Genomic DNA, 2,690 nt, shown 5'->3' with positions numbered 1-2,690 from the left:
GATCACAGCCGCAGATGAATCCGGTCGTGGCGAGCCGGTACGACCCGGGCTGGAAACCCGCATCGCACAGATATGGCAACAGCTACTCGGCGGCGCTGTGCCCGGCCGAGACACCGGCTTCTTCGGCGCGGGCGGCGACTCGCTGTCGGCCACCAGGCTGATCGGCCGCCTCCACCGCGAACTCGGCCTCACGAGCACGCTACGCGAATTCTTCACCACCCCGACCATTGCCGGACTCGTCCGCAACCAGTCACCCGCCGAGGTGACCGCGTCCCCGGCCCCGTGGCTGTCCACCGACTCCGAGCGGCTGTTCGAGCCGTTTCCGCTGACCGATATTCAGGTCGCGTATTGGTTGGGTCGGTCGCCGGATTTCGATCTCGGTGGTATCGGTGCGCAGCTGTATATCGAATATGACTGGCCCGACCTGGATGTTGCTCGGTTGGAGGCGGCCTGGAATCGGTTGATCGATCGGCACGGCATGTTGCGTGCCGTGGTCGGTGCCGATGGGATGCAGCGGGTGCTGGAAGAGGTTCCCTCGTATCGGATTCCGGTGGTCGAGGGCCCCGTGGAGGTCTGCCGGGAGGAGATGTCGGGTGGGCTGCTCGATGCCGCTGTCTGGCCGCTGTTCGATGTGCGCGTTGTTCGCGACGGCGAGAACGTCCGGGTGTGTGCGGTCTTCGACACGCTCATAGCCGACGGACTGAGCACCCTGGTACTCATCTCCGAATGGACCCGGCTCTACGCCGAACCAGATGTCGAGTTGGCGTCATTGGCTATCGAATTCCGTGATTACGCCACACAGTGCCTCCCGTCGAGTGACGAAGTGCGGACCGCCCTGTCCTACTGGCGTTCCCGATTGGCAGAACTGCCGCCCGGTCCGCAATTGCCATTGCGGGTGCCACCCGCCGCCGTGGAGCGCCCGCGGTTCCGGCGGCGGGAGGTGCGAATGGACTCCGCCACTTGGCGTCGGATTGTGACTCGTGCGCGTGAATACGGTGTGACGCCGAGTGCTGTGCTGTTGGCCTGTTATACGTGGGTGCTGGGTGGTTGGAGTGCGCAGCGCGATCTGACGGTCACCCTGACGCGTTTCGACCGCCGCGAGGTACATCCCGACATCATGCGGGTGGTAGGCGACTTCAGTTCACTGCTACTGGTCGCTGACCATCCCGCTGAGGGCGAAGGTTGGTTGGGGCGCGCGCGGCGACTGCAGGAGCAGCTGTGGAGCGACCTGGACCACCAGCAGATTTCCGCGGTCCGGGTATTGCGGGAACTCGCCCGGGAGAACGAGGTGCCGGTGGAGCCGGTCCCGGTGGTGTTCACCTCGATGCTGGGGGTGGACGACGACCTGGTTCGGTCGGTGCGGTGGCCGGACCACACACGGACGCAGACGCCGCAGGTGTGGCTGGATCATCAGGTTATCGAACTGCCGGATGGTGTTGTGCTGAGCTGGGATTCGGTCGACGAGCTGTTCCCCGACGGGATGGTCGACGATATGTTTGCCACCTATCACGACCATGTGCTCCGGCTCGCGGACGTCGATTGGGAACAGTCGCTACCCGACGTGCTGCCGGTACTGCCCGCACGGCAAGATCTGGTCCGCGCACGGGTCAACGACACCGTCGGGCCGCGACCGGAGCAGACTCCCGGTGGCGGGCTGCTGCACACCCCGATATTCGATATCGCCGCTGCCGACCCCCACCGCACGGCCATTATCGACGGCGATATCACCGTAAGTTTCGGTGAGCTGGCCGAACACAGCAGACGGATAGCGGCGCTGCTGATCGAGTACGGCATCCGACCCGGCGCGACCGTTGCGGTGTCGGCGGCTCGCGGCGCGACACAGGTCGCGGCGATATACGGGGTCCTGGCTGCCGGCGCCGCCTACGTGCCGATAGCTAAAGATCAACCCGCTCAGCGGCGTACCGCGATCATCGAACAGTCCAGGGTGTCGGTCGTACTCACCGACGACCTCGCCGGACACGCCGACCAGAGCCTCGAGCGCGTCGCGGTGGTGGCGATAGCGGCCGCGCGCCGCTATCCCCCCGCCCCCGTGCATCGGGGCGCGGTCACCGACCCCTGTTCGGTGTGCTCGCCGCCGGCGGCAGTGCGGTGCTCATCAATGACGAGGACCGGCGAGACCCCCGTCGATGGCTCGAATCGACGCGGGCACACCAGGTCACACTGTGGAACAGCGTCCCGGCCATGCTCGACATGTTGTTGACCGTGGCCGAGTCGGGACCCGGACTCTCACCGACACTGCGACTGGCACTGGTCTCCGGTGACTGGGTCGGCCTCGACCTGCCCGATCGGCTCACCGCACTGTCCCGGAACTGCCGCCTCGTCGCCCTGGGCGGCGCCACCGAGGCGGCGATCTGGTCCAATCTCTTCGAAGTCGCTGCGGTGCCACCGGAATGGACATCGATCCCGTACGGCCACCCCCTACGTAACCAGCGCTACCGAGTGGTGGACGAGTCGGGCGACGACCGGCCCGACTGGGTGCCGGGGGAGTTGCTGATCGGTGGTGCGGGCGTCGCCCGCGGCTACCGGGGCGAAACCGCCCTCACCGTGGCCAGCTTCTTCGAGGAGGCGGGCATCCGCTGGTATCGCACCGGAGACCTCGGCCGGTACCGGCCGGACGGAACGCTCGAATTCCTGGGTCGGGCCGATCGTCAGGTGAAGATCCGTGGGCA

At 66.5% G+C, this 2,690-nt stretch carries 2 protein-coding genes; both read left to right on the top strand.

Annotation, left to right across the window (positions count from 1 at the left end):
- The coding region (locus tag NU1_RS39835; protein ID WP_245720526.1) for a condensation domain-containing protein at positions 1 to 2,221 on the top strand (2,221 nt) is incomplete at its 5' end.
- Positions 2,110 to 2,690, top strand: a 581-nt coding sequence (locus tag NU1_RS39830; protein WP_245720525.1) for an AMP-binding protein, incomplete at its 3' end; no start/stop codon positions are given. The genes NU1_RS39835 and NU1_RS39830, both read left to right, overlap by 112 nt.

The sequence above is a fragment of the Nocardia uniformis NBRC 13702 genome (assembly GCF_001613345.1).
Lineage (GTDB): Bacteria > Actinomycetota > Actinomycetes > Mycobacteriales > Mycobacteriaceae > Nocardia > Nocardia uniformis.
This window is presented reverse-complemented; position numbering and strand designations above follow the sequence as displayed.